Raw genomic sequence first — 21,299 nt, 5'->3', positions numbered from 1 at the left:
ATCGCATCGGAAGTGGGTCAATGGCCGGGCGAGCCGGTCGTCGTCAGCGTCTTGCCCGGCGTGGGCTGCTTCACGCGATCCTCGACGTAGCGGCGCACCGCGTCGGTCGCGACTTGCGCATCGGCACCGCCGTACGGCACGGGCGCGACGAGGTCTTCCGGCCGCGCGAGCATCGTCGCGAGATTCGTGTAGGTCGCGCAGCCGAACGGCACGCCGGGCCGCCCGAAGCCGGCATCGACGAGATGCGACGGCTGCATCAGCTTCGCGCAGTCGGGCGGCACCGCACGGACGCCGTCGAAGCCGATCGCGCGCGCATCGGGCAGGTTGATCGGCGGCGGCGTCGACAGGCACGCCGCGAGCGCCAGCGGCAACGGCGCGGTGAACAGGGTTCGGACTCGCATGCGTGCTCCTCCGGTCAGTACACGAAGCCCGCGGCGCCGACGAGACGCGGCGTGTCGCCGGTCAGCAGGTCGAGCCCGAGATTGCGCTGGATCGCGAACTCGAGGTCGCTGCTCGGCCGCGCGACGGTGTCGAGCGCCTGCTCGAGCTGGCCCGGCCCGGTCGGCTGCACGATGTACGGCGTCACGATCACGACGACCTCGGTCTTGTTGTCCTGGAAGTTCTTCGACGAAAACAGCCGGCCGATGATCGGCAGCCGGCCGAGCCCCGGGATCTGCGACACGGTGTTGGCCGTCTGGCTCTGCAGCAACCCGCCGATCGCGAAGCTCTGCCCGCTCGATAGCTCGACCGTCGTCTCGACGCGCCGCACGGAGAGCCCGGGCACCGTGACGCCGCCGGTCGTCACGCTGTTGTTCGGGTCGACCTCGCTCACCTCCGGGCGCACTTTCAGGCTGATCCGGTTGTCGGCGAGCACGGTCGGCGTGAAGTCGAGCGACACGCCGAACGGCTTGAACTCGACCGTGATCGCGCCGGTCGTGTTGCCGGCCTGCGCGACCGGAATCGGAATCTCGCCGCCCGCGAGGAAGCTCGCGGTCTGCCCGGACATCGCGGTGAGGTTCGGCTCCGCGAGCATCGTGATCAGCCCTTCCTGATCGAGCGCGTCGAGCACGACGTCGATCGACCAGCGCCCGGCATGGAAGCCGCCCACCACGGAATACGCGCCGGTCGGCGACAGGTTGAACAGCCGGTTCGTCGGATCGAACAGCGTGCGCCCGTTGAACAGCCCGCCGATGAAGTTGCCTGCCGCGCCGAGCGAACTCCAGTTGATGCCGAGCTGCTGCGTGATGTTGCGGCTCACTTCCGTCACGCGCACGCGCAGGTTCACCTGGATCGGGCGCGACAGCGTGAGCCGGTTGACGATCTTTTCCTTGTCGTTCACATAAGGCGCGAGCGACTGCATCACGGCGTCCGCGTCGGCCGCGCTCGGCACCTTGCCCGACACCATCAGCGAGCCCGGCGCGCCGGACACCGACAGCTTCAATTGCGGGAAGCGGCTGTCGAGCACCGTCTGCAGCGATGCGGTGTCGACCTGCACGATCACGGTCCGGCGCAGGATCGGCCGATGATTCGCGCCGAGCGCGATCAGCGTGGTGGTGCCGGCCTTCTTGCCGAACACGAACACGGTGCGCGGCGACGGCACCTGGATGTCCGCGATGCTCGGGTCCGCGACGAACATCGCGGTCGCCGGTTCCGGCAGCGACAGCATCTCGCCCTTGCCGGTCGCGATCGACAATGCCGCGCCGGCGTCCGCCGCCTGCGCGCGCTGCGCGAACGCGACACCCGGAGCGACGACGGCGGCCAGGCACCAGCAAGCGATCCAACGAACCATGCGCACCATGCGTGTTCCCGTCAAATGCAGGCCGCCGGGCGGCCGGTTCCCAATCGACACCTCGTCATCGCGTCACTGCGCGAGCGCCGCCCGCGGCGCTTGCGCCGTCGTGTCGGCGGCCGCATTGCCCACCGCGGGCGCAGGCGGCGCAACGGGCGTGCCCGGCCAGCCGGACGGCAGCGGCGGGATGCCCGGCATGCCGACGCCACCGCCGCCGCCACTGCCACGCGAGCCGTCGTCCACCGACGAGCCGCGATAGATCACGACCGTGTTGCCCTGCGGAGCCGGCCGCATGCCCGTGTCGGTCTTCGCCGACGGCGAGCGCGTCGCATCGCGGAACGCGCGCGAGACGTCGCCGGCCCACACCGGCGGCGTATCGGGCTCCTGTTCGTCGCCGCCCGCGGCCTGGCGGCGGTCGCTCGTCGCGAAGCTGCGCAGCGCGAGCGACAGCGAACCGAGGCGCGTCGCGACCAGCACGACCTGCGCGGTGCGCGGCGCGACCTCGAGCGTGACCGTGCGCGCGCGCACCGGCGCGTCGGGCGCGCTCGCGGCCGTCTTCGCACGCTGGAATTCCGAACCGACCGCGAGCACGCGCGCGCGGCGCACGACCGTCTCGGCTTCGAACGTGCCGGGCGTCGTCGCGGAACCGCCGATCTGCTGCGTGAGCACCACGTCGACGAAGTCGCCCGGCTGGATCAGCCCCGCGTTGCCCGACACGTCGTCGACCGGCACCGAGATCGCGCGCATGCCGGGTTGCAGCGCGGCCGCGAGAAAATCCGGCGCGCCGGCCGGGATCACGTTGTCCGCGCGAATCGGCGCACCGGCGTCCACGCGGCTGCGCAGCAGCGCGCCCTTGAGGTCCGCGCCCGGCTGGGACTCGACGAATGCGCCGGCCGGCACCTGCGCGCGCGGCATGCGCTTCCACGCGAGATCGTTGTCGCGCAGCAGCAGCCCTTCGGGCAGGTCGGCCGCCGCGACGCGCACGTCGACGTCGCTCGCCACGCCGGGCGCCGACGGCGTCGACGCGGCGACATAGAGCTGGCGCAGCAGGAACGCACCGATGGCGGCAGCAATGATCAGCACGGCCATTCTCAGAGGTTTGGGCATGGCGGCGTGCGTCCCCGCTAGGTGAGCGAAACCGCGTGAGGAAACGGTGCCCAGACGGCCAGTGCGCCGCCGAGCGCGAGCGCGATGCCGTACGGCACGCCGCGCGTGTCGATCGCAGGCGCCGGCGCGATGCGGCGACGCTGCCACGCCACGGCCCCGAGCATGGCGACGCCGCATGCGACGCCGCTCGCCCCGACGATCGTCAACACCGGGAACGCGAGCGCCGGGCCGGCCCACAGGAAGACGGCCGCCGCCAGCTTCACGTCGCCGCCGCCGATCCAGCCGGCGTGACGCAGCCCGGCGAACAGCAGCAGCATCGCCGCGGCGGTCGCGACGTGCGCGGCGAGCTGCGCGAGCCCTTCGCGCGCGAGCGCGGCCGCGACGAAATACAGCACCGCGAACGCGAGGACCGCGCGGTTCGACAGGCGCCGCGTGCGCACGTCCTGCAGCACGAGCGACATCAGCACGAGCGTCGCCGCCGACTGTACGAGATAGAGCATCGGAGAGCCGTCCGTCGGCGCGCCCCGGCTGGATACGTCGTACCGCTGCGGATCCGTGTATTCGTCGGCGGCGCGCGGGTTCAGGGGGATCAGATCAGCGCCGTGACCTTGTTGATCAACGATGTGAACACGGCCGGCAGCCCGCCGGTGTTGCTGCTCAGGATCACCCCGACCGCAGCCAGCGCGACGACGACGATGCCGGCGAGGACCGCGTATTCGAGCGAGCTGACGCCGCGTTCATCGCGCAGCAGGGATTTGACGTAGTGCAGCATGACAACCTCCGTGTGACGGGGTCGTTGATCGACCGTTGAATGTAAAGACGCGGCGTTGCTTCGGTGGTGTTCACTGCGTTTCGCCCATTCATGACTCATGCGGCAGGCCTGGCAACGGGCCGTTCGCATCCCCCGGAATCCATTCGATCACTGCAACGCGAGTTCGGCGGCAATGGAATCCGCCATGACCCGCGCTCGCTTGTTACCTGCCCGCATCGACGCAATGTGGATCCAGCCGTTCGTCTAGGGTATAGACAATTTTTTTGGCGTTTTCAAATAATTTAGCGTCGAAATGTATTTATGGAAAAACCTGTTCACAAGTGAATGGAGATCCCGCCAGTCGGCGTATTATCGCGGCTCCGCATTATGTAGTCGCCATCCACTTTAATAGTCTTACGGCGCCGGGCGGAATGATTTTCCGAATCGCGCACAATTTACGCATTTGTTCAGTTTTCGATTGCCGGGCGGTCCTCTTTATTGCCCGGGTATCGAATTCCGATAGCCGAGCGGCGTCGCGCGAAACACGTTCCGCGAGCGCGCCGGTCGACGCAATGCGCACCTCCGCACCGTCCATGCGTCGAGCGCGTCGGCGGCTTTCGGTCAATGGCGATCGCGCGACTCCGCCCTGCCGAGCGCGCGCAGCGGAGACGGGCGGATGCCGAGGCGGGCCACGCCGAGATCGGCCCCGCTCATCGACGCGTGCTCGAACCGCTGGAACGACTCGGTGATGTGCTTGCGCAGCAGTGCGACGTCCCATGGCTTGATCAGCAGCTTCTGAACGGACCCGCTGCCGGACGCGTCCTCGATCGACGCGCCGTCGCCGTAGCTGGACAGCAGGATGCGCACGATGTCCGGGTACAGCGCCTTGACACGCTGCAGCAGGTCGAGCCCGGACACGCTCGGCATCCGGAAGTCCGACACGATCACGCCGACGCGATGCTGCGCGAGCAGGTCGAGCGCCTCGTCGGGATCGGTGGTGGCGAGGATCTCGTAGCCGTCGCGGCCAAGCGCCTGCCTGAGCATCTGCAGGACCGCGCGGTCGTCGTCCACCAGCAGCAGCGTGCGATGCAGCAGTTCGCGCTGCCGGCAGTGCTCGGGCAACTCCGAGCCGGCGGACAACATGTCGGCGATCTCGTCGCCGGTGACCGGATGGCTGAAGTAGTAACCCTGCATCGCATGGCAGCGGTGGCGGTTCAGGAACGACAGCTGGGCTTCCGTCTCCACGCCCTCGGCCACCGTCTCCATGTGCAGCGACTCGGCCATCGCGATGATCGAGCGCGTCAACGACGCACCTTCCGCGCTGGTGGTGACGTCGCTGAGGAACGAACGATCGATCTTGACGACGTCGATCGGCAAGTCCTTCAGGTACGACAGGCTCGAATAGCCGGTGCCGAAATCGTCCAGCGACAGCACGACACCGAGCGCCTTCAGTTCGCGCAGCGTATGTGCGATCGCATTGGAATCCTCCATCAGCACGCTCTCGGTCAACTCGAGTTCGAGCGAGTCGGGCTCGAGACCGGTTTCCGCGAGCGCCGTGCGCACCAGGTGCGCCACGTCCTGCTGCCGGAACTGGCGCGCGGACAGGTTGACGGCAATCCGGATCGGCGGATGCCCTTCCCGGCGCCACGCGACGGCCTGGGCGCACGCGGTGCGCAACACCCATTCTCCGATCGGCAGAATCAGCCCGGTTTCTTCGGCGATCGGAATGAAGCGGTCGGGCGGAATCACGCCGATTCCCGGACGTCGCCAGCGAATCAGCGCCTCGACGCCGCTGATCTGACCGGTCTTGAGATCGACCTTCGGCTGGTAGTACAGCTCGAGTTCGCCGTTCGCGACGGCCTGATGCAGCGCGTTTTCGAGGATGGTCTGCTCTTCGACGCGCGCGCCGAGTTCACGCGTATAGAAGCTGTAGCAATTGCGCCCGTGTTCCTTCGCGCAATACAGCGCGGCATCGGCCGTCTTCAGCAGCGTCTCCGCGTCGGTCCCGTCGGTCGGGTAAAGGCTGACGCCGACGCTGGTCGTCACGTGCAGGTCGTGGCCATCGAGCACGAACGGCGCAATGAAGGTGTCCAGGATCTTGCGGGCGATCGCGTCCGCATCCGACGCCGTCGCGAGGTTGACCAGCATCACGACGAACTCGTCGCCGCCGAGCCGCGCGACCGTGTCGCCGTCGCGCACCGAACTCTTCAGGCGCGCGGCGACGACCCGCAGCAGCCCGTCGCCGGCCGAGTGACCGAAGCTGTCGTTGATGTGCTTGAAGCGGTCCAGGTCGAGCACCATCACCGCGATCAGCTGCCCGGTGCGCCGCGCCTGCGACATCGCCTGCTCCATCCGGTCGCCGAGCAGGTTGCGGTTCGGCAGGCCCGTCAGCGCGTCGTGATTGGCGAGGTATTCGATACGCCCCTGCTGCATCTTGCGTTCGGTGATGTCCTGCACGATGCCGCGCAGGATGATCGCGTGGTTCGGATCGCGGCCGGACTCCGCCTGGTGCAGCACGCAGCGCTCGGTGCCGTCCGCATGGATCAGCCGATGCTCGATCGAGAACGCGACACCTTCGGTGCGCAGGCTCGTGTAGGACTGCACGAGCAGCGGCTGCTCGTCGGGTGGAACGGCCTGCACGAGGCGTTCGAACGTCGGCGGCGTGTGGGCGGCGTCGAGCCCGAGAATCCGGTACAGCTCCGGCGACCAGTAGCCGTCCGTCCGCCCGGCCTGGTATTCCCAGTTGCCGAGGTGCGCGAGCGCTTGCGCATGCGTGAGGCTGACCTCGGTCGTCGCCAGCTTTTCGACCGCCGCGGCCGCGCGCAACAGATAGCGGACCCGATACCCGAGCAGCTTCCACCGCATCGGCTTCGACACGAAGTCGGTCGCGCCGGCGTCGAACGCGCTGGCGATCGATGCGTCGTCGTCGTTGCCCGTGAGCATGACGATCGGCACGCGGCGGCCCTCCGGCAACGCGCGCAACGCCCGGCAACACTCGAATCCGTCCCCGCCGGGCATTTCGACGTCGAGCAGGACCACGACCGGACGATGACGCAGGAACGCGTCGATGCCCTCCTGCGGCCCCGTCGCTTCCTCGACGCGGAAGCCTTCGGGTTCCAGCGTCTCGACGACCAGCAGGCGCGTCATGGCGTCGTCGTCGATGATCAGAATCGCCGGCACATCGGCATGTTCCTGGTTCACGAGCATCCTCCTGTTTTGCCGCCGCGCAATCGCCCTGGCGATCGGCCGGTCCGGCGTCCATTCAACCTTCGACGCGCTCCGCGATCAGCGCCGCGTGCGCGTGCCCGAATTCCGCATCCGTGCCGGCGACCAGCTCCACCGCCGCGCCGACGTCGGCCGCGCGCGCCAGCTGCTCGATCGCGCGGCAACGCGCCGACAGCAGGTGCGCGCCGACGTTCGCGCTGCTCGATTTCAGCGTATGGGCAGCCAGCTTCAGCGCATCGGCGTCGCCCGCTTCGACCGCCGCATGCATGTCGCGGATCAGCCGCGGCGCATCCGCCGCGAATTGATCGATGATCCGCGTCAGGACATCCGGGCGGCCCGGCCGCTGAAGCGCGCGCAATGCATCGAGCGCCTTGTGGTCGATCACGCTTGCGTCGTCGTCCGGATCGGGGGCCGCGCCACCGCCCGCTTCCGGACGCGTGTCGATGCCCGCGTCTGTCGTCGCCGCATCGCTTTCGGTTGCCGGCGCGCACGCCGCGCCGCCGACATGGCGCGCGAGCATCTGCAGCAGCGCATCGCGGCGGAACGGCTTGCCGAGATAGTCGTCCATCCCGGCGGCCAGGCAGCGCTCGCGGTCGCCGCTGAGCGCATTGGCCGTCAGCGCGATCACCGGCAAGCGCGGCGCGCCGGCTTCGGCTTCGCGACGGCGCAGCTGCCGCGTCGCCTCGAAGCCGTCGAGCTTCGGCATCTGGCAGTCCATCAGAACGACGTCGAATCGGTCGTCCGCCAGCCGCTTCAGCGCCTGCTCGCCGTCGTCGGCCACGTCGACCTGATAGGCGGTGTCCTCCAGCATCGCGAGCGCGATCTGCTGATTCACGACGTTGTCCTCCACCAGCAGCACGCGCGCCGCGATCGCATCGAGCGGCCGGCCCGGACTCGCGTCGGCGTCGTCGGACACCGGCTCCGCCGACGTCGGCCGCGGCGGCATCACGTGCATCGCCGACGCGATGGCCGTATGGAGATCGGCGCCATGGAGCGGCTTCGTCAGCCGGGCGGCGATGTCGAGTTCATGCGCGACCAGGACGCTGTCCATCATCTCGAACGCGGTCAGCGTGATGATCCTGAGCGCACGCAGCGACGGATCGCGGCGGATGTACTGCACGAGCGAGATGCCGTCCATGCCCGGCATCCGTACGTCCACGATCGCGAGATCGAACGGCGCGCCGTCGGCGACCGCCGCGCGCAACTGCGCCAGCGCGTCGTCACCGCCGATCGCCGTGGCGACGCACAGCTGCCATTCGATCGCATGTTCGAGCAGCACGCTGCGATCGGTTTCGCTGTCGTCCACGATCAGCACCTTCAGGCCGGCGAGCGACGGCCTTGCCTCCGATGCGACGCCGACCTCTCCGGACGCCGGCTCGAACGGGGTCGTCACGGTGAACACCGAGCCCTGGCCGGGCGTCGATTCGAGCGTGAGCGCGCCGCCCATCATCTCGGCCAGCTGCCGGGAAATCACGAGGCCGAGCCCGGTTCCGCCGTATTTGCGCGCGGTCGAGTTGTCGGCCTGCTGGAACGGCCGGAACAACTGCGCGGACACCTCGGGCGCGATGCCGATGCCGGTGTCGGCGATCGTGAACACGATGCGGCCGTCGTCCGCATACGACACGCTGAGCGCGACGTGTCCGTGCTCGGTGAACTTGATCGCATTGCCCAGCAGGTTCGTGAGCACCTGGCGCAACCGCACCGGGTCGCCGCGCATCCATTCCGGAACGGTGTCGCCGCGCCGGTACACGAGCGCAAGCGCCTTGCGTTGCGCGTTCGGCTCCAGCAGCGCGACGACATCGTCGAGCAATTGATGCAGGTTGAAATCGATGCGCTCCAGCGTCAGCTTGCCGGCCTCGATCTTCGAGAAATCCAGAATGTCGTCGATCAGCACGAGCAGCGTCTGACCGGATCGATACACGGTGTCGACGAACTTGCGCTGCTTCGACGTCAACCGCGTGCGCTGCAGCAGTTCGGTCATGCCGAGCACGCCGTTCATCGGCGTACGAATCTCGTGGCTCATTCGCGCGAGAAACTCCGATTTCGCCGAATTCGCGGCTTCGGCCGTGGCGATCGCCGCCTGCAAATCGACGTCGCGGCGTTGGATTTCGTCGAGCATCATGTTGAAGCCGGCGACGAGCGCCGCGACTTCGTCGCGACCTTTGTGCGTCATGCGCAACGACAGGTCGCTGCCGCTGCGAATGCGCGCCATCGTGCGCGTCAGGCGCGACAGCGGCCCGGAGATCGACGCGCCGAGCCGATGACTGATCAGCAGCCCGCCGATCGCGAGCAGGAACGATACCCCCACGATCATCAGGATCGCGGTCGCCACGGCCCGGTAGACGTCCGATACGATGCCGCGCTGCTGAAGGTCGACGCGCACGGCCTCCTGCTCCGTGTAGGCCGCGAGGCGATTGGCCGTCGTGTCGACGTCCGCGACGATGCCCTGCATGGCCACGTCGTTGGACAGCATGTCGGACTTCACCGCGAGGATGCGGCGCGCGGATCCGGCCAGCTCCGTGGTCAGCCCGACGACCTCCTGTGCGCGCTTCACGTTGCTCTGGCCGTCCGCGGCGAGCGCATCGCGCAGTGCGCCGGCGGATGCGGTGAGCGCGCCGATATTCTTGTGCAGATCGTCGTCGCCGCGCGCCAGACGGTCGTTGCCGTCGCTTTGCGCGATCATCCGCAGGTCGAACGCCAATGCGCTGATCCCGCCGTTCACGATCGCCGACAGCGACGCGACCCGCGCGGCACGCCGCCGGAATTCAATCGCCTCGTCGAGACGCTGTCGCGCCTTGACGATCTGCAATGCGAACGGATCCGCGATCTCCGCGAGCTTTGCGTCCAGCGCATCGAGCGACTGCAGCACGCTGCTCTCTTTCGCGCGGTAGCGGGCCGCGACGGACGGCTCGGCGAACATGGCGCCGCGCAGCGCGACGAGGCCGTCCTGGCCGTCGAGGATGTCGGCCGCCACGCGCCCGAGTGCGGCCGTCACGCCCTGCGCGGTGGCGGCATCGAGGTTCTGCGCCGCGAGCGCGAGCGCATGGCGCGCGCCGTCGATCGACGCCTGCATGCGCTCGCGCAGCGGCGCGAGCCGGTATCGGTTCGGCGCGACGTCGACGCGGCCGGCGACGGTGATGATGTCCTTCACGTTCGTGCGCACCTGGTCGAGCGCATGAATCGTCCGGTTGTATGCGGTATTGGCCGCGAGCGCGCCGCTCACCGCCGCATCGGCGTCGTCGTCCAGCCGCTCGGTTTCCTTGCCGATTTCGGTCAGCAGCGTGGCGCCCCGCGCCTGCACGCGTTCGATCAGCCGGCGCTCGGCGACGAGCTGCGCATCGCCGCGCAGGCGCTTGTCGACGCCTTCGTTCATCGACCGGAGCATCGTCCGCAGATCGGTGGCCGGTTCGTCGATGCCGTGCCGGTCGATCGCGCGCACGGCGGCCGTGATGCCGGAAATCCGCTGCAATTGCGTTTCGATCTGCGACGACGACTGCTGTCGCTCCGCCGCGTCCTGCGCGTGCTCGAGCCGGCCGAACTCCACCGCGAGTTCCGCATACGCGCGCTGGAGTTCGTTGCTGCGCACCTGCAGCGGCAGCGATTCCGTCGTCAGCGTGCGCACGCCGGACGCAATGCCGTGCACCGCGATCAGGCTGGTCACGGAAATCGCCACCGCGCCCAGCAGCATCAGGCTGGTACTGGTGACGAGCTTCGCCTTGATGTCCATGCAGCCCTCCAGGATCGGAATGGCCTGACGGCCATCCGCCGCTCATTGCGCCGGCACGACTAGCGGCGTGACGCGCCCGTGCGCGATTTCGGTGAGGAACACGTCGTTCAGCGCCTGGTGATCGTCGGTGCTCAGGTTGACCACCAGGCCGCCGAGGTCCAGATGCCGGATCGATTCGAGCGCCTGCTTCAGCGTCGCTCGCGTGGGCGATGGCCCCGCGCGTTCCAGCCCGATCAGCGCGACCTTCGCGTCGAGGCAGCCCTCGATGTGCACCACGCCGATGTGCTCGTCCGGAAAGCGCTGGGCGATGAGCCGCGCGCAGTCCCGGATCACCGGGCGATCGCTCTGCGGCAGCGGCACGACCTGCGAAATCAGCATGCCGTTCCCTTCGTCGCCGATCAGGCGCAACAGGTCGTCGGTGCCGACGAACGACACCGCCGCGAGATGGGCCGTAAGGCCCTCGCGGTGCGCGGCCCGAACGAATGCGGCGACCGGCGTATACGGGCCGACCATGATGACGACGTCGGGCCGCCCTTCGAGTACGGCCGCGAGACCCGTGTCGACCGCCGTCGTGCCGCGGCGGAACGTGCCGGTGGCGACGACGTCGAGGCCATGGCGGCGCAGCGCGAGCTGCGTGCCCGCCAGCACCGCGAGCCCGAAGCCGTCGTCCTGGTAGAACACCGCGAAACGCGTTGCGCGGTCGTGCGCGATCAAATGATCGACGAGCGCGCGCGTTTCGTCGTCATAGCTCGCCCGGACGTTGAAGACCTCCGGCGTGACCGGCTTGCGCAGCGCCATCGCGCCGCTGAAAGTACCGACGAGCGGAATGCCGGCGTCCCGGATCATCGGCAGCACCGCGGTGGTCGTCGGCGTGCCGACGTAGCCGAACAGCGCAAGGACGTTGCCCCGCTCGATCATGTCCAGCGTGTTGTCCACAGTCCGGTCGGGCTCATAGCGATCGTCGGCGACGACGAGGTCGATTTTTCGCCCGTGCACGCCACCGCGAGCGTTCGTGTCGTCGAATACGGCTTGCGCGCCGATCAGCAGCCCGTGTCCGAGACCGGCGGAATTGCCCGATTGCGCGTTGACCATGCCCAGGCGGATCGTGTCGCCGGTCACGCCGGGCTCCGCCGCGAAGCCGGCGCCCTGGCCGCTCAGTGCGGCGCAGCATGCGATCAGCGCCAGCGCCTGCCTCGCGCGGGGACGCGCGGGTGCGCGCAGTAGGTTCGAAGACCAGGTGCCGGAACACATTGGTGCGACTGACACAGTCTCGTCCATGTTGGGCTCCCGTTCGGCACCCGGTTGTTCTGATCTGACGATGCGCCCCGCCGCATGCCGCACCGCTGCCGTGGTACGAGTCGATTAGTCATATATATATATAGTTTGCATCCCTTGCGACTGCAAGGCAGAGGCGCCGAGCCACGCCGTCGTCGCGGGTTGTTGCGCTGCGGCGATGGAATGCGGGCGGGCGCGACCGGGCGGGATCGCGTTGGCGGCATTTCGATACGATTGTCAGTGCGTCGCTTTGTTGCGGGAATCGATGCGCAAGAGCACGGCGCCCGGGCGATGGTGCGCGGCCGATTCCGGCGTTCGGAAGAGGGAATGCGCAGCACGCGGATGGGCGCCGCCGCCGCTGCAGCGATACGCCGACGCGTCGCGTAGCTACGCCACGCCCGTTGTTGGTGTTTCAGTTGAATGCCGCAAGCCGGTTCGACGGGGGGATAAATAAGGGACTGCCAAACAAATCGATCGCACGGCCACGGCGACATACTGCTCGTGAGGCTAGCCCAATTTCCGTCCCAGTCTTAGCTGGAAAATTCCGGCTCTTCGGGGCGGGCCGAACCGGCCCGATCGGTGCACTGGCGGGCGAATTCCGCCGGTGTCATCCACTGCAGCGCAGAGTGAGGACGCGCCTCGTTATAGTACTCGCGCCAGACTTCGATTTTGCGTCTGGCGTCTTCAAGCGACAAGAACCAGTGTGCGTTGAGGCACTCCTCCCGAAAGCGCCCGTTGAAGGATTCGTTCTTCGCATTGTCGGCCGGCTTGCCAGGACGCAAGAAGTTAACCGAGGCCGTTCTCCAAGATTGAAATGGCACGACGAAATCAGGCAGGTCACGACATATTCTTCTCTTCACTGTGACCAGCCAGCCATTGCGAAGCGATCGAGTTCACCTCGCTTAGTCGGGTGCTTCGAAAGTAAATCGACTAGATCACTCCCTTCGATCAACGTCACGTTCAGCAGTGACGCTTGCTGTCGGGCCGATTGATTGAACCGGCGATTGGTGGCCGCAATGAGTTGGAACTCGACGCCCGGGTAGCGCGCGGAATAGGCCACGGAACCGGCCGCGACATCCTTGACAGCCTCCCAGCCCATCTCCTTACCCTCGACACCAGAGCTCTTGCATTGGATGAGCGCGCCACGATTGCCTTTGATTGCAACGATGTCCACACCGCCATCCCCCGTCTTCGGCGTCTTGATTGTTCGCGAGTAACCTTGCTTGCTCCACAGCAACGCGCAAAAGGACTCGAATGCATCCGGTCCCAAGGAACCGACATCGACAGGATTAAAGAGATCTTCGCCAAATGGCGAACCACCACCCGGCGCTTCGATGTCAGCGAAGTCAGATGGGGTCACATCGCCGACCCCATTGAGCATGTCATAGGACAGCGCGCGCTTCCGTTCAAGCAACACGTCCAGCTTCTCGTCGAAAGTCACGAAGTCGCCGCCAACCACAACGGGGTAGTAGACGTACACATCCTTTTGCTGCCCAATTCGATACGCGCGGTCAGTGGCTTGGTCTTCCTTCGCGGGATTCCATGTGCGCGTGTAGTGAATGACATGATTGGCAGCCTGGATGTTGACGCCGAAGCCGACTGCAAGAGGGGAAAGAATGATCACGCCGAAACCAGGATTTTGCTGATAAGCCGTTATACGGGTTTGGCGACTACTTGCGGCCCCGGATTCGGTCGAGGTATCACCGTTGATCACGTCTGGCACGAATCCGAACACCTCAGATATGGCGCGTTGAATGACGCGCTGTAAGTCCCGGAACTCGCAGAAGACGATGACCTTGTCGCCAGATCCCGACGCCTCGATTTCCCTGAGCCGCCGCAGCATCCAGTCCATCTTGGGCGACGCCTTCTTGATGGTCTCGACGGATTCATCGCTGGTGGCAATATGACCGGGAGGCCGCGGATCAGAGCAAAGGCGGCGCAGGTATTGCAGCAGACCTAAAGGCGATTGCAGCCCACTACCCTGCCCTTGCCCACGTGATTTGAACTGAGCCACCGCATCCGCGTAGAGCGCCCGCTGGCGAGCGGAAAGCGGCAGCTTGCGACAGCCCTCATGCAAGATCTTCTTAGGCAGGTCCTTCGCGACCTCGGCTTTGGTGCGACGCAGCTTCTGTGGCTCGATAAGGCCGCGCAGCTCTTCAATGCGCGCCTTCTCGTCGTCGGTCTCCACCTCGATGGGCCTGCGGTATTTGCTGCCGAAGTCCTTCAACGAACCAAGCAAGCCAGGCTGCACAAAATCGAATAGGCACCACAGATCAGCCAACGTGTTCTCGACGGGCGTGCCGGTGCATGCGATCTTCAGTCTGGCGTTCTGCTTCTTGGCGGCCCGCGTCACCATCGCGTTGGGGTTCTTGATCTTTTGGGCCTCGTCGCAAACCATGACCGACCACTTCTGCGCAGCTAAGGAGAATTCCAGGTCGCGCAATGTCTCATAGGTCGTCAGCACCACGTTTGCCGAACCGAGCCAGTCCGATGCTAAGAGCTTGGGCGAACCCGACTCAATCAACCCGTCATCAAGCGCGGACCTCGGTGCTCGCTTTGCCGCGAGGTTCGGGCCATACAGCGTGAGGACATCCATCGCTCCCTCAACGAAAAATTTCTCGATTTCGGCCTTCCAATTGTCCAGCAACGAAACGGGCGCGACGACCAAGAATGGATCGATGCGGGGCTCGAGCTCAATCAGCGAGGCCATGAAGGCCAACAACTGAACGGTCTTTCCCAAGCCCATGTCGTCGGCCAAGAGCGCGCCACGGCATACCGACGGCGAATTGCGCCACATATTTTGTAGCCAAGCTAAACCGTCTCGTTGATGGTCTTTGAGCTCAATATCGGGGCGTAGGCTCGATGGTATCGCGGGTGGCGCCTTATCCGCTGACAGATCTCCACGCCGCTCCTCGTAATCAAGTCCATCTACATTGGGCTTGACCACCAAGCCCTTGCGCTCGACCATCTTGCGAGCCGACTTGTCCTTGCCGGGAATGTAGTTGCCGCCTTTGACTTCTTCCTTAACCTTGCCGAGGGTTTCGAGAGCCTCCTTGGCCCAGCCCGTCGGCACCGGTCTCGGACACCCAGGAAAGGAAAAGCTCTCTCGCTTTTCCTGCTCAGCCTGCTCAACCTCCTTGCGGAACTTGTCCAGGTTGCGCCCATCGAGCGGTATCGCCACCGTCTCGCCCTTCGAGTCGGTGAACCATAGACCAAGGTCGACGTTCTCCGGCACCCAACCGCCGTCGCCTTTCTTGGCGATAAAGGGCGAGTAATAGGGCTTCTCTACCCCGAAACCCTCTATGCGCTCGGAATACAGTGAGAGATCAAAGATGTCGGATACCGTGATCTTGCGCGGCAAGGCGAGCTTGGCCAACGCCGAACGCAGTTTCTCAACTTGATCTGGCGAGTCACCCAGGATTTCGAGGTCGAATCCCTTCCAATGACAGCACTGCGCTCCAGTGGCGAAGCGCTGTTCCATCTTTGCGATGAACGATCCGAGTTCGGTGGCGGACTCGAACTTGGACTCCTCCGCCACCAGCTTGCCCTCGAAGACCTGCTCAATGAGCAAGCCCACGTCGCACGGATAGCCAGATTGGTCCGCGACGACGCGTGCGGAAAACCGTTCGAAAACGATGCCTGCATCCTCTCGCGCTCGCTCGAACTGGTCCGGGTCGATCGCGACTGCGGCCGAGGGGCCAAGCGTCGCAAACGGGTTGCGCAAGAAGGCCTCCGCGCGAGCGCCGGCCACCCGACGCCCAGGCATCCGCCGAATCTCCGACAGGACCGCGCGCGCGTCCTCCGACATCAAGACGTGCACCAGACCGGAGCCGTTCGGTATCTCGTAGCGCTCCGGGACTACTTCGAATCTATCGAAGACTTCCAGCCATCGACTCGGAGCACCGTCGAAGCCGGGCATGATCTCCACCATGTCTTGTGCGCCCTCACCGCCCTTACGCATTTGGATGTCGATCCGTTCGGGAGTGAGTACGATTGTCTTGGCGAGGAAATCGGCAAGATCAGCATTCGCGTCGATGGCATGCCGTCTGATTCTGGCCCAATCTCGTTTGTTGTCTTCGGGGCTGTATCCCTCCGCAGAACGAGAGCGCCGCTCGGCAATGGCGTGGACCACTCGCCATACCGACTCGGAGAGCAGCGATTGCTCGCCATCGGCAGAGACGATCGCCCCCTGAATCTCCACGTTGCCGCTCGGCTGCGCGCCGGCCGGGTCGCGCCAGCCCGAGATTCCGATGGCGAAAGTTGCATCCGAGAGCCCGCCCCGGCTGGACAACATCGGGCGCCAGCCGCGCTTTGCGGGGAGCTTCAACAGATGAAGCGAAGCGGAGTAACCTTCCACTGCTTCAAGGCGATAATAGGACTCCCAGTCCATCGACGCGCCGGACGGCCGCACCTCGATGTAGCCCTCCTCCTCTAACTGCCGAAGCAATAGCACTAGTTCGGAGTCGGCGCCGAACACGCTGGGTTCATCAAGCCACGCCTCATCAGCAGGGCCCGGAATAAATGCTACGCCATGGCGCCCCCAAGACACATTGATCTTCGAACGGGGGTGAACTTCGGCTTGCTCGCCGACTCGCCTCGAACCGAACAATCGGATCATCTCCTCACTCCTTGATCCAACCACGGCCGCGCCGCGGCTGCTGCATACCCAAGGCTGCAAGCTGACGAGCTACGCCGGCCAGTTCGTCATCTGGCCCAATCCGAAGCGCGCCCCCCTTGGCCCTGTTATCCGTCACGGTGACATTACGCCCTTCCAACAGCTTTTCGAGATCAGGTACGCATACCGGCCGCTCTTTCGGCGCCACACCCAATCGCGGTAAGAGTTCGTCGTCAAACTTCTGTTCCCAACTTCTGAGAGCGACAGGCGCATCCCGGTGACTCTGCTTCCATTCGTGGAGTTCCGGCTTCAGTTGGCTGAGCACCACATAGTCCTTCGCTTTACCCGAAGTCAGCGCCCTAGATACGGCTGGCGGCAAGGCGTCCCAACGAAGCAGATAGAACGCGTGGCCCGTGGCGCCAAACTCAATGGCGACATGAGCACCAATCCTCATCACGAACGCGTTGTTGTCGCCCGACGCGCCTTCAAGGTCTAGGAGCCGCCCTTTCGCACGCTCACGAAACTCCCTGAATAGCCGATCGCTTCGGTATTGCGCCGTGGGGCCAAGAGCGAACCACATATCGTCGACGAAGGGCGCGAAACGCAGCCAATAGACGAGGCGCCGCGTATCGCCAGTATCTTCGGCGCTGAGCAACTCAAAGAAATCCTGGATGAGCCGGCCTTTGAGCCACCCGAAAACCATCTCTCTCGCACGCGTGTCGGGCTGCTTTACCGCGTCTACGACGTGCGCATCCCAACTCGCTCTGCGCAACCAAGGGTTACCAATGACGCCGACTGCCGCGTCGCGCAGCCCAGGGTGCTCTGGCGTTGCAGAGCAACGCGCATATCGGGAAACCAGTAACGCGATGCCGCGAATCCGCAGCCGTTCGCCGACCTTCGCGCCCGCCTCACCCATTGCGATGCGCAGCAGATCAGGTAGTGCCGCCTTGAAACGAACATCGTCAAGCTTCTCCGCTGCCTCCATCTGCGCAAAGACGGCCGCCTCCATCACCCAGGAATCGCGATCGATGCCTAGGCTGTCCATCGCTTCTTCGAGCGAGGACGCATCGCCGCGCATCAAGTCAGGGACGAACTTGTCACAGGGCCGCCCAGTCAGAAATTCAGAATGTCGATCCAGAGCTTCGAACCAAGGCGGAACGTGGTCCAAGGCAATGGCCAATTGCTGCCGCTGACGTTGGAGCCAAGTCCGAAGTGTCGTCCAGCCCTTCACCGCCTTTGGGTCAAGATTGGACGCTCCAAGCGCAAACGAGAAGTAAGAGGCGAGCAATGCTTGAAAACAGCGCAGCTTGCGATGGATAGCCACCTGTTCCTCGACCTGTTTGCCTACCTGCTCACGCAATCTTTCCTCAGCGAGGATGCACCAGCCCTTGGCATCCATAGCGGAAACACCTAGGCAAACGTGTTTGAGCTCGCGGAAGTTCGCGGCATGGCCAAGCCGTCGGAAGTCCTCGATCGAAGCCCAAATGGTCCGGCTATCCACCTTGATCGCCGCTCCGCCATGATCGCGAATCACGCGCTCCTTCGCGTGCTCCATCGATTTCGCGTCTAGCCATAGGTCGGGATTCTTCGCCGCTTGCGTGAACGAGCGGGCCAAGCCTGATCGCAGCAATTCCAGCGCTTCGTTCATCGCAGGTCGTTCGGACAAGACTTGCCCGGATCAAGTGGAATGTCTGGCGTCGGCTCAGCCGCCGATCCGAAATCGCGGAACTCTAACCTGACCTCGACCCGTCGCATGCGTGCCGGACCATCGTTGGATGCAGTGTTGAAGGACGAGCCGCCGACCAAGAAGAGCGTCTGAATCTGCCTTCGATCGGCTTCGGAGAGCGCGTCGGGAACTTGTGTGTTTAGCAACGCGCACAAGACTCGCTGAGATCGCAGGTAGCTTAGATTCAGATTGTAGAGATAGTTACCGGTACGGCTGGCGAAGCCTTCGACTACAACACGCTTAAGCCACGTTTCGCAGCTCTTTGCGCGAGCCACCTTCAACACCTCGGGGACGAAGCTGCGAATAAAGCGCTCGTCGGCCGACCTCTCAAACGAGTGGTGCTGATCGGCGAACAGAACGACTGCGCCGAAGTCGATCGAGTTGCCGTGCACCGTCACTCCCTTGAACTCGGGGCGCTTGGTAACATCTTCGACTTCGGTCAAGCATTGTGCGATGGTCTTCTTGCGCAATTCGATCGTGTCGTCAATGACCTTTTGCTTCTGCGTGATGGCGATCAGGGCGACTGCCATCGACACGAGGAACAGCACCATAAGCGCCGTCATCAAATCGGAAAAGGAAATCCAGAAGGGCTTCTCCCCTTCGTCCCTGCCATTGCGCCGCCTAGATGATTTCGGACCAAACATCGCTTATCGCCCTCGACCGGCCGGAATCTCATCAACCGCATCGCCCAAATTCTTGATCGCTCCGGACAGTAGGTTGACGGCGTTCGATAGCTCAAACTGGAACTTGCGATTGCCCTCACCCAGCGTTCTGTCAATGTTGTCGCGGAAGGATTCGTGCGCACCCACGAGGACCTCGGTGACGCCTTTGAGATAGTCCTCTGACTGCTGCTGGGCCGCTGCGAGTTCGCGGGCCGCTGCCTGGATCTTACCAACGAGTTCCGAAGTCATTGCAGCATCCTTCTTGGCCGACTCGAAGGTCTGCCGCAGCTCCGCGACCATCGTGGCGAATGTGTCGCGCGTGCGTGCGTAGTCGGCGAAGATCCCCTTGGCGTTGTCGGTGGCCGTCGAGAGCTGCTCGGAGGCCGTCTTGATCGAATCGGTGGCCGTGGAGGCCGAGCGCATCGTTTCGGACACTCCTGAACCGGCTTTCGCGAAGTCGCTGGCTGCGACATAGAGGGTTTCCACCCCCGAATTGAGGCTGGCCATCGCCCGGTCTGTCGCGCCGGCCAAAGCCGACACGGACGTCTGCAAGGACTTGTTGGTCTCCACGGACTGCGAGAGCAGTTGCTCAACTTGGCCGGAGAGCGAGTTGATCGCCTGGCCAGTCGACTCCTCGAACCGCCGGGCGCGTTGGCCTTGCGACTCAGCGGCCTCCTCGGCCTGCTTTCGCAGCGTCTCGACCACGCCCGCGACCTGAGTCCCGACCGCCGCCAACGCCTCTCGTAGCTTTTCACCGGTCTCGGACTGAGACTGCGCGACCAACGAGCGAATCTGCTCGATGAATTCTCCCATCCGAGCGTTCATCGCCGACTGCCGGACGTCCATCGCATCGAGCGCTTGGGCGAGCTTCTCGCCCATCGAGTCCACCGTATTGTTACCGGCGGCGTCCATGTTCGCCGCAAGCTGTCCGAATTGAATCGCCGTGGCCTGCATCGATTCACTGGCCTTTTGCAACAGATCGCTCATGCCGCGCATCTGGCCGCCAAACATCTCCTGCATTTGCTCAGAGAAGCTCGCCAACACGTCGGTCAACAGCTTGTTGACAGCGTCTCCCTGACTACCGCTGACCTTCTGGACAGCCTCGGCCATCGCGGACATGGGACTGGCCAGCGATTCTGAAATGACTTTGGCCACGTCGACAGACATCTGGCCTGTGTACTGGGCTTGGGCCGCAATCTGCCGTTCGGTCAACGTCGTGAGGATCTCTTTGAGATCGACTACCAGCGAGTCGCGCATTTGCTGAGCTTGGGTCGCCGCGTCTTGGGACGACTTCGCGAGCTGTTGCAGGTATTCCTCTCCCGCCCCGCCCCTGAACATGCTATCGACCAGTTCGCGAATGTCCTCGACTTGGCCATAACAAACCGTGACGATCGTCTTCTCGATCCAAGTAATCAACATGGCTAGGCCGATGGCGAATGCCGAGACATAGAAGGCATGTCCCACCGAACTCACCAACCCTTGGAGCTGAGCTTGGGCCGCCGCCGGGTCGACGCTCACATCGAAATGCACGAGACCCTTGATGAGGCCGAGGAAGGTTCCGATGATCCCCAGGCCCGTGAGCACCCCGGGGAGATGCTTGAAGAAGTCCGTCTTCAAGCGACTGTCGACGATTGCCTGATCCGTGAAAAAAGTCTCGGCCAGCGCTGTCGAGCGCCAGCACCTGATGCGTTGCTGCCCCAGCTCGTCCTCATCGCCAAGCTGCTTGTGAAGCGTCTTGGCATATTCGGTCCACGGGTTGGACAAAGCTTCGGACTTCATCGCCTTGGTCTCGACCGCGGAGAGTTCGACAAGCTCCCCGTTCTTCTCGCCACGAATCGCCTGCAACGCCTCGATAGCGTCATCGAGATCGCGCCTCAGCTTAAACGACCGGATGAAAAACCTGACTAGAAAGTCCAGCGATAGACAGACCAAGACCAGCGCGACCACGCCGATGTGCCAATACTCCGCTGCAAGCTCACTCAGATTCATGCTTGGCATTTGTTCTTCTTCCCCGTGCAATTCTTGGTCAATTCTATTCTTGGTCAATTCAATTTGGCGGCTCGCGAGCGGCCTGCTCTACGGCACGCGACGCGCTCTCTACGCCATACAGCGTCTGCATATTTCAACCATCGAAGGTCTGACGCTGGATCGAACCTACAGTCCGGACTCCCGTCGACAGCCCAGCGCCTGAGCACATATCCGGCCAACACCGCGTGCTGCGCTGCACCGTACCCCATCGCGCGTGATGGTGCCCCACTTTGAAATCGGCTTGTTGGTGCGCTGCTCCAGGCCTTCGCTCGACACGGCGGCCGTCAATCCGAGGTCCTTGCCCTCGCGAAAGCCTTGCAATAGCGACGCAAGCACGCGATTGGGTTGAATTTGAAGAGCGGCTTGAAGTCGTGGGCTGGTCGGTGAGAGCGGC

12 protein-coding genes and 1 pseudogene are annotated in these 21,299 nt (G+C 64.5%); all 13 read right to left on the bottom strand.

What is annotated here, in order from left to right:
• Positions 1 to 17: 17 nt before the first annotated feature.
• The 13 genes and pseudogenes from A9Z05_RS05060 to zorA all read right to left on the bottom strand — a co-directional run bounded on the left by A9Z05_RS05060 (position 18) and on the right by zorA (position 20,866).
• A complete protein-coding gene (locus A9Z05_RS05060) occupies positions 18 to 401 on the bottom strand; it encodes a CpaD family pilus assembly lipoprotein (protein WP_069617137.1) in 384 nt (127 codons plus the stop codon).
• Positions 402 to 415: 14 nt separating this feature from the next.
• On the bottom strand, positions 416 to 1,798 hold the full coding sequence (locus A9Z05_RS05055) for a type II and III secretion system protein family protein (protein ID WP_069617136.1): 1,383 nt from the start codon (positions 1,796 to 1,798) through the stop codon (positions 416 to 418).
• Positions 1,799 to 1,861: 63 nt separating this feature from the next.
• Entirely contained in the window at positions 1,862 to 2,896 is a 1,035-nt protein-coding gene (gene cpaB, locus A9Z05_RS05050) for a Flp pilus assembly protein CpaB (protein ID WP_069617135.1), read from the bottom strand.
• Between the two features lie 17 nt (positions 2,897 to 2,913).
• A complete protein-coding gene (locus A9Z05_RS05045; protein ID WP_069617134.1) occupies positions 2,914 to 3,396 on the bottom strand; it encodes a prepilin peptidase in 483 nt (160 codons plus the stop codon).
• Positions 3,397 to 3,485: 89 nt separating this feature from the next.
• On the bottom strand, positions 3,486 to 3,668 hold the full coding sequence (locus A9Z05_RS05040; protein WP_050013708.1) for a Flp family type IVb pilin: 183 nt from the start codon (positions 3,666 to 3,668) through the stop codon (positions 3,486 to 3,488).
• 600 nt (positions 3,669 to 4,268) lie between these two features.
• A complete protein-coding gene (locus tag A9Z05_RS05035) occupies positions 4,269 to 6,854 on the bottom strand; it encodes an EAL domain-containing protein (protein WP_371090618.1) in 2,586 nt (861 codons plus the stop codon).
• Between the two features lie 55 nt (positions 6,855 to 6,909).
• Entirely contained in the window at positions 6,910 to 10,599 is a 3,690-nt protein-coding gene (locus A9Z05_RS05030; protein WP_069617133.1) for a response regulator, read from the bottom strand.
• Positions 10,600 to 10,641: 42 nt separating this feature from the next.
• Complete coding sequence (locus A9Z05_RS05025; protein WP_256121850.1) at positions 10,642 to 11,718, bottom strand: ABC transporter substrate-binding protein; 1,077 nt, start codon at positions 11,716 to 11,718, stop codon at positions 10,642 to 10,644.
• A 686-nt stretch (positions 11,719 to 12,404) separates the two neighbouring features.
• Positions 12,405 to 12,665: pseudogene (locus tag A9Z05_RS34100) on the bottom strand (transposase); the annotation flags it as partial.
• A gap of 65 nt (positions 12,666 to 12,730) precedes the next feature.
• Positions 12,731 to 16,492 carry an SNF2-related protein gene (locus tag A9Z05_RS05020; protein ID WP_084044116.1) on the bottom strand — a complete coding sequence of 1,254 codons (3,762 nt, stop codon included), beginning with the start codon at positions 16,490 to 16,492 and terminating at the stop codon, positions 12,731 to 12,733.
• Between the two features lie 4 nt (positions 16,493 to 16,496).
• Complete coding sequence (locus A9Z05_RS05015; protein ID WP_069617132.1) at positions 16,497 to 18,137, bottom strand: EH signature domain-containing protein; 1,641 nt, start codon at positions 18,135 to 18,137, stop codon at positions 16,497 to 16,499.
• Positions 18,134 to 18,859: a flagellar motor protein MotB gene (locus A9Z05_RS05010; protein WP_006490605.1), complete on the bottom strand. Its 726-nt coding sequence runs from the start codon at positions 18,857 to 18,859 to the stop codon at positions 18,134 to 18,136. Before A9Z05_RS05010 ends, A9Z05_RS05015 begins: the two co-directional genes overlap by 4 nt.
• A gap of 3 nt (positions 18,860 to 18,862) precedes the next feature.
• The gene (zorA, locus tag A9Z05_RS05005; protein WP_256121849.1) at positions 18,863 to 20,866 is read right to left on the bottom strand and encodes an anti-phage ZorAB system protein ZorA; all 2,004 of its coding nucleotides are present in this window, start codon (positions 20,864 to 20,866) and stop codon (positions 18,863 to 18,865) included.
• Positions 20,867 to 21,299 lie beyond the last annotated feature (433 nt).

Source organism: Burkholderia sp. A2 (genome assembly GCF_001729305.1).
In the GTDB taxonomy this organism is placed as follows: Bacteria; Pseudomonadota; Gammaproteobacteria; order Burkholderiales; family Burkholderiaceae; genus Burkholderia; species Burkholderia sola.
Note: the sequence above shows the minus strand (reverse complement) of the source record. Positions and strands in the feature narration are given on the sequence as shown.

Excerpts from the sequence above, each read along its gene's own strand:
- A9Z05_RS05060 (WP_069617137.1), bottom strand. The coding sequence starts at position 401 with ATGCGAGTCCGAACCCTGTTCACCGCGCCGTTGCCGCTGGCGCTCGCG.
- A9Z05_RS05055 (WP_069617136.1), bottom strand. The coding sequence starts at position 1,798 with ATGGTGCGCATGGTTCGTTGGATCGCTTGCTGGTGCCTGGCCGCCGTC.
- cpaB (WP_069617135.1), bottom strand. The coding sequence starts at position 2,896 with ATGCCCAAACCTCTGAGAATGGCCGTGCTGATCATTGCTGCCGCCATC.
- A9Z05_RS05045 (WP_069617134.1), bottom strand. The coding sequence starts at position 3,396 with ATGCTCTATCTCGTACAGTCGGCGGCGACGCTCGTGCTGATGTCGCTC.
- A9Z05_RS05040 (WP_050013708.1), bottom strand. The coding sequence starts at position 3,668 with ATGCTGCACTACGTCAAATCCCTGCTGCGCGATGAACGCGGCGTCAGC.
- A9Z05_RS05035 (WP_371090618.1), bottom strand. The coding sequence starts at position 6,854 with ATGCTCGTGAACCAGGAACATGCCGATGTGCCGGCGATTCTGATCATC.
- A9Z05_RS05030 (WP_069617133.1), bottom strand. The coding sequence starts at position 10,599 with ATGGACATCAAGGCGAAGCTCGTCACCAGTACCAGCCTGATGCTGCTG.
- A9Z05_RS05020 (WP_084044116.1), bottom strand. The coding sequence starts at position 16,492 with ATGATCCGATTGTTCGGTTCGAGGCGAGTCGGCGAGCAAGCCGAAGTT.
- A9Z05_RS05015 (WP_069617132.1), bottom strand. The coding sequence starts at position 18,137 with ATGAACGAAGCGCTGGAATTGCTGCGATCAGGCTTGGCCCGCTCGTTC.
- A9Z05_RS05010 (WP_006490605.1), bottom strand. The coding sequence starts at position 18,859 with ATGTTTGGTCCGAAATCATCTAGGCGGCGCAATGGCAGGGACGAAGGG.
- zorA (WP_256121849.1), bottom strand. The coding sequence starts at position 20,866 with ATGAATCTGAGTGAGCTTGCAGCGGAGTATTGGCACATCGGCGTGGTC.